The sequence below is a fragment of the Streptococcus sp. 5004 genome (assembly GCF_013276755.1).
Classification (GTDB): Bacteria; Bacillota; Bacilli; order Lactobacillales; family Streptococcaceae; genus Streptococcus.
The window spans coordinates 1-6268 of the sequence record NZ_VMLP01000038.1 but is presented as its reverse complement, the minus strand read 5'-3'; the positions used below and the strand labels follow the sequence as shown (position 1 = coordinate 6268).

Below are 6268 nucleotides of genomic sequence, written 5' to 3'. Positions count from 1 at the left end.
ACTCTTCGAAAATCAAATTCAAACTACGTCAGCGTCGCCTTGCCGTACTTAAGTACAGCCTGCGGCTAGCTTCCTAGTTTGCTCTTTGATTTTCATTGAGTATACGATGTGACAACGTGAAAATCGTTAGAGCATTTTATATAGAATATACATGGGAATGGGGCTTACTCCCATTCCCATCTTTAATAGAAAAAGAGGAACTCAATGCTACATTATACAAAAGAAGACTTGATTGAATTGGGTGCAGAAATTACGACACGTGAAATCTACCAACAACCTGATGTCTGGAAAGAAGCTTTTGAAGCCTATCAAGCACAGCGTGAAGAAATTGCAGCCTTCCTGCAAGGGATTGCTGATAAACATGACTATATCAAGGTTATCTTGACAGGTGCTGGGACTTCTGCTTATGTGGGAGATACCTTGCTACCTTACTTTAAGGAAGTCTACGACGAACGCAAATGGAATTTCAATGCCATTGCGACAACAGATATCGTTGCCAATCCAGAAACTTATTTGAAAAAAGATGTGGTGACTGTCCTTGTATCTTTTGCTCGTAGTGGGAACTCGCCTGAAAGTGTAGCGACTGTTGATTTGGCCAAAGCCTTGGTAGATGAGCTTTATCAAGTGACCATTACTTGTGCAGCAGATGGTAAATTGGCTCTTCAAGCCCATGGTGATGACCGCAATCTCTTGCTTTTGCAACCAGCTGCCTCTAATGATGCTGGATTTGCCATGACTTCTAGCTTTACGTCTATGATGTTGACAGCTCTCTTGGTCTTTGATCCTACAGAATTTGCTGTGAAAGCTGAACGTTTTGAAGTTGTGTCTAGTATTGCACGTAAAGTTTTAGACAAGGCAGAAGATGTCAAAGAGCTTGTTGATCTAGACTTTAACCGTGTCATCTATCTAGGAGCTGGTCCTTTCTTTGGACTTGCTCATGAAGCTCAGCTCAAGATTTTGGAATTAACAGCTGGTCAAGTTGCGACCATGTATGAAAGTCCAGTTGGCTTCCGTCACGGTCCAAAATCTCTTATCAATGAAGATACAGTTGTTTTGGTCTTTGGTACAACGACAGACTACACTCGCAAGTACGACTTGGATTTAGTTCGTGAAGTTGCAGGGGATCAGATTGCTCGTCGTGTTGTACTTTTGAGTGATCAAGCTTTTGGTCTTGAAAATGTCAAAGAAGTGGCCCTTGGTTGTGGCGGTGTCTTGAATGATATTTACCGTGTTTTCCCTTACATCGTTTATGCCCAACTCTTTGCCCTATTGACTTCACTCAAGGTAGAAAATAAACCAGATACACCGTCTCCTACAGGTACAGTAAACCGTGTGGTACAAGGTGTTATCATCCACGAATATCAAAAGTAAGACTCTTCGAAAATCTCTTTAAACCATACTAGCGACGCTTTGCCGTAGGTATATGTTACTGACTTTGTCAGTTCTATTTGCAACCTCAAAACAGTGTTTTGAGCTGACTTCGTCAGTCTTATCCGGTAACCTCAAAGCAGTGCTTTGAGCAGCCTGCGGCTAGTTTCCTAGTTTGCTCTTTGATTTTCATTGAGTATAAGACAGTGTTTATGAATTCTTGACAAGAGGATTTGTAAATTATCAGATAAACCATAGATTGTCAGTACGCTTTCTATGGTTTGTTTGATTGAGAGAAATAGTAAAAGGAGAAGATAATGAAAGCATACACAGAGCGTGTATTTGGAAATGTTGAGGGACAAGATGTCTTGGCCTATCGCTTTGAGACGGACGGTGGCTACCAGCTTGAGGTTATGACTTATGGTGCGACCATCTTGCGCTATGTAACGCCTGACAAGGCTGGAAATTTTGCCAATGTTATTTTGGGATTTGCTGACTTTGACAGCTATGTAGGTAATAGTCCCAAGCATGGAGCTAGCGTAGGTCCTGTAGCGGGTCGTATTGCAGGCGCGACATTTGAGCTCAATGGCAAGACCTATGACCTTGAGGTTAATAATGCTAGCAACTGTAATCACAGTGGTTCAACTGGTTGGGATTCTAGCTTGTTTGAACTAGTTGAAGTGAGCGACCATGGCTTGACCCTCTACACAGAGCGTACAGATGGGACAGGAGGGTTTCCTGGAAATCTCAAGATTTGGATTAGTTATCACTTGGAAGAAACTGGTGCCTATGAAATTAGTTACAAGGTAACGACAGATCAGGATACGCTGGTTAATCCAACCAACCACAGCTATTTCAACTTGTCTGGTGATTTCTCGCAGACGATTGATCGTCATGTCTTCCAACTTAACACAGAGGGGATTTACCCAATCGCTCCCGACGGTGTTCCTGCAAAAACTCCAGATGCCAATCGTGATGTGGTCAACCACATCTACAATGGTGCCTTGTTGAAAGACATTTTTGCAGAAGAAGATGAGCAAATCCAACTAGTTTCTGGTTTGGATCATCCATTTGCCCTTCCTGCAGGCCATGACAATGCTGGATTCCTTTATGACCAAAACTCAGGTCGTTTCCTTCTTTTCAAGACAGAGGCCCCTTGCTTTGTAGCCTACACAGCAAACTTTGTGGATGAGAGTGTCATCATAGGAGGTCAGCCAATGGTACAGCACAATGGGATTGCCCTTGAGGCGCAAGCTCTACCAGATGCCATCCACAGTGACCTCAAAGACCAAGTCATTCTCAAAGCTGGTCAAACCTTCACCAGTAAGACACGTTATGAGCTTGTTGTGAAATAAAAGAATCATTGCGCCTACTTTTGGGATTTAGGAATAGGTAAGCAAAGACAAATAGTAGGAAAATATGATATAATTAGGTGTTAAAAAGTATTTATCAAGATACGATTCAAAAGATATAAGGAGTAAACAATGAAGAAAATTGTATTTGCTAGTGCCTTGGCTTTGACCTTGGCAGGAGCAGTTTTGACAAATGATGTTTTTGCCAATGACAGATTGGTGGCAACGCAATCTGCTGATGGTAATGTATTGACCTCAGAGGTGCTAAAACCTTCTAGTGGCAATGTTTTGGTTGGAATCAAGGGAGAATTTGTAGCTCCTCATCAACAATCTATTTTGGATGCCATTAATGCTATTCGTAAAGAAGCAGCTGACGAAGGTTTGGTAGATAAGTATGTCCCTATCAAATGGTCAACTGACCTAGAAAAGGCAGCTTTTGTTAGAGCTACAGAAGCATCTGTGACTATGAAACATGAGCGTCTTTCTAATAAAGAAATCTGGAGCGCCTTTCCAACTGGTAACAGCATGATGGGAGAAAATTTGGCATGGAATCATGACGGTTTTCTAAAAGCTATTGAACAATGGCGTTCTGAAAAAGCAGATTATGTGAAGAAAAAAAATAGTGGTTCAGACAACGGGAAATCTGGTCACTATGAGTCGCTAATTAACCCTAAATTTACACACATGGGAATGGCAGCTTTTAAAAATCCTAACAATCAATACAAAGCTATTACAATCGCTCAAACTCTAGGTGATGATGCTTCTTCAGAGGAATTGGCTGGTGGATATGGTTCTGCTGTTCAGTACACAGAAGTGACTGCCTCAAACCTTTCAACAGTTAAAAGTAAAGCTATAGTTGTAGAAACACCGCTGAAAGATTTCAGAAAATCCACATCTGATCAGTCTGGCTGGGTGCAGTCTAATGGCAAGTGGTATTTTTATGAGTCTGGTGATGTGAAGACAGGCTGGGTGAAAACAGATGGTAAATGGTACTATTTGAATGACTTAGGTATTATGCAGACTGGATTTGTAAAAGTTTCTGGTAGCTGGTATTATTTGAGCAATTCAGGTGCTATGTTTACAGGCTGGGGAACAGATGGTAGCAGATGGTTCTACTTTGATGGCTCAGGAGCTATGAAAACAGGCTGGTACAAGGAAAATGGTACCTGGTATTACCTTGATGAATCAGGTATCATGAAGACGGGTTGGTTTAAAGTTGGACCACACTGGTACTATGCCTACGGTTCTGGAGCTTTGGCTGTGAGCACAACAACACCAGATGGTTACCGTGTAAATGGTAATGGTGAATGGGTAAACTAGGCTGAACATGCCGACTGAGAGGTAAGTTATCCGTCTCACTAGCAACAAGAATGAACGATAAGAAAGAGGTTGATGGCGAACATTGACCTCTTTTTTGGAGTGTCTCGAGTCAGTTGCTATTCACTGAAAATAAGGACGAGTCATCGCTGGAGTATTCCTAATTCAAAAATCAAGTTTGAACATTTGCTTTTGGTATCTGTTTATTTCTGGAATGTGAGCTTTATACTCTTCGAAAATCTCTTCAAACCACGTCAGCTTCGCCTTGGTGTAGGTATATGTTACTGACTTCGCCAGTTCTATCTGCAACCTCAAAACAGTGTTTTGAGCAACCTACGATTCGCTTCCTAGTTTGCTTTTTGATTTTCATTGAGTCTCATCTGCAATAGAAAAGCAGTGTGAGAAGCAAATACACACCAGAATAAAAGAGAAACTCTAGGAAAGAAAATGTAAAGAAATATCAAAGTTTTCAAAACGATTTTCACAAAAACTTTGATAAAACAAATAAAATTCCGAACAAAAATGTAACAAAAATTTAATATAAAACACTTGACAAAGATTTGTGGGGGGGGTATAATTAATATAGTCTGAAAATGATTATCAGAAAAGAGGTAAATGATGAATAAGAAAAAAATGATTTTAACAAGTTTAGCCAGCGTCGCTATCTTAGGGGCTGGTTTTGTTGCGTCTCAGCCTACTGTTGTAAAAGCAGAAGACGCTCCACAAGCTGTTGAACAATCTTTATCAGAGAAGCAACAAGAATTCTTATCTAATTTTAATAAAGCTGCAGAAGCTATAGTTAAAGAATTAAAAGAATATTTAGACAATGCAAAAGGAGATTCAGAATTAGAAAACCAAATTCAAGGGTTTATTGATGAATTTAAAAAACGAACTGAAGCTCAGAAAGCTGACTATGAAGAACGCTTCAAAAAAGGTCTAACTGCAGAAGACGCTGAAAAAGAAGTAGAAGAAAAAGCTAAAGAAGAGGAAGTAGCAGAAGAACAAGAAGCTAAGGAAGAAGTAGCTGCTCAAAAAGAATTCTTATCTAATTTTGATAAAGCTAAAGAAGCTACACTTAAAGAATTACAAGAATATTTAGACAATGCAAAAGAAGATCCAGAATTACAAGAACAAATTCAAGGGTTTATTGATGAATTTGAAAAACGAACTAAAGCTCAGAAAGCTGACTATGAAGAACGCTTCAAAAAAGGTCTAACTGCAGAAGACGCTGAAAAAGAAGTAGAAGAAAAAGCTAAAGAAGAGGAAGTGGCAGAGGAACAAGAAGCTAAGGAAGAAGCAGCTGCTCAAAAAGAATTCTTATCTAATTTTGATAAAGCTGCAGAAGCTACAGTTAAAGAATTAAAAGAATATTTAGACAATGCAAAAGGAGATTCAGAATTAGAAAATCAAATTCAAGGGTTTATTGATGAATTTGAAAAACGAACTAAAGCTCAGAAAGCTGACTATGAAGAACGCTTCAAAAAAGGTCTAACTGCAGAAGACGCTGAAAAAGAAGTAGAAGAAAAAGCTAAAGAAGAGGAAGTAGCAGAGGAACAAGAAGCTAAGGAAGAAGAAGCTGCTCAACAAGAATTTTTAGCTAATTTTGACAAGGCATTAAAGGATACGGTTGCAAAATTAGAAGAAGATGCAAAAAATAATCCTGAAATAGAAGAACAAATTCAAGATACGATTGCAAAATTAAAAGCAGAAGCAGATAAAACAAAAGCTAAAATCGTAGAAGGTTTCAAACAAGGCTTAACTGCAGAAGACGCTGAAAAAGCAATCGATGATGCAAATAAAAAGTCAGCAGAAAAAGAGAAAGCAGCTCAGGAAGAATTTTTAGCAAACTATGATGCAGCATTGAAAGCAGCAATCGCAGAATTAGAAAAAGCTGAAACTAATAGTCCAGAAGAAGCAAAAGCAAAAGCTGATACAATTGCAGCATTAAAAGCAGCATCAGATGAAACAAGAAAACAAATTGTAGAAGGCTTCAAACAAGGCTTAACTGCAAAACAAGCTGAAAAATTTATCGATGAATTAAATAAGAAAGCTGCAGAAGAAGATAAAGCTAAAGAAAAACCAGCGGAAAAACCAGCGGAAAAACCAGCGGAAAAACCGGCGGAGAAACCAGCAGAAAAACCGGCGGAGAAACCAGCGGAAAAACCGGCGGAAAAACCAGTGGAAAAACCGGCGTTTACATGAGTATAAAAAACGAGTCAGAAACTAGAATA

At 39.4% G+C, this 6268-nt stretch carries 4 protein-coding genes; all 4 read left to right on the top strand.

Features of this window, described 5'->3' with window-relative positions:
• Window positions 1–204 precede the first annotated feature (204 nt).
• Window positions 205–1371 carry an SIS domain-containing protein gene (locus tag HT685_RS09900; RefSeq protein WP_173251770.1) on the top strand — a complete coding sequence of 389 codons (1167 nt, stop codon included), beginning with the start codon at window positions 205–207 and terminating at the stop codon, window positions 1369–1371.
• Window positions 1372–1685: 314 nt separating this feature from the next.
• Window positions 1686–2723 (top strand): aldose epimerase family protein, encoded by a 1038-nt coding sequence (locus HT685_RS09895; RefSeq protein ID WP_173251772.1) that lies wholly within the window; start codon window positions 1686–1688, stop codon window positions 2721–2723.
• A gap of 129 nt (window positions 2724–2852) precedes the next feature.
• The gene (locus HT685_RS09890) at window positions 2853–4040 is read left to right on the top strand and encodes a CAP domain-containing protein (protein WP_112444886.1); all 1188 of its coding nucleotides are present in this window, start codon (window positions 2853–2855) and stop codon (window positions 4038–4040) included.
• A 615-nt stretch (window positions 4041–4655) separates the two neighbouring features.
• A complete protein-coding gene (locus HT685_RS09885) occupies window positions 4656–6239 on the top strand; it encodes a hypothetical protein (RefSeq protein WP_173279066.1) in 1584 nt (527 codons plus the stop codon).
• Window positions 6240–6268 lie beyond the last annotated feature (29 nt).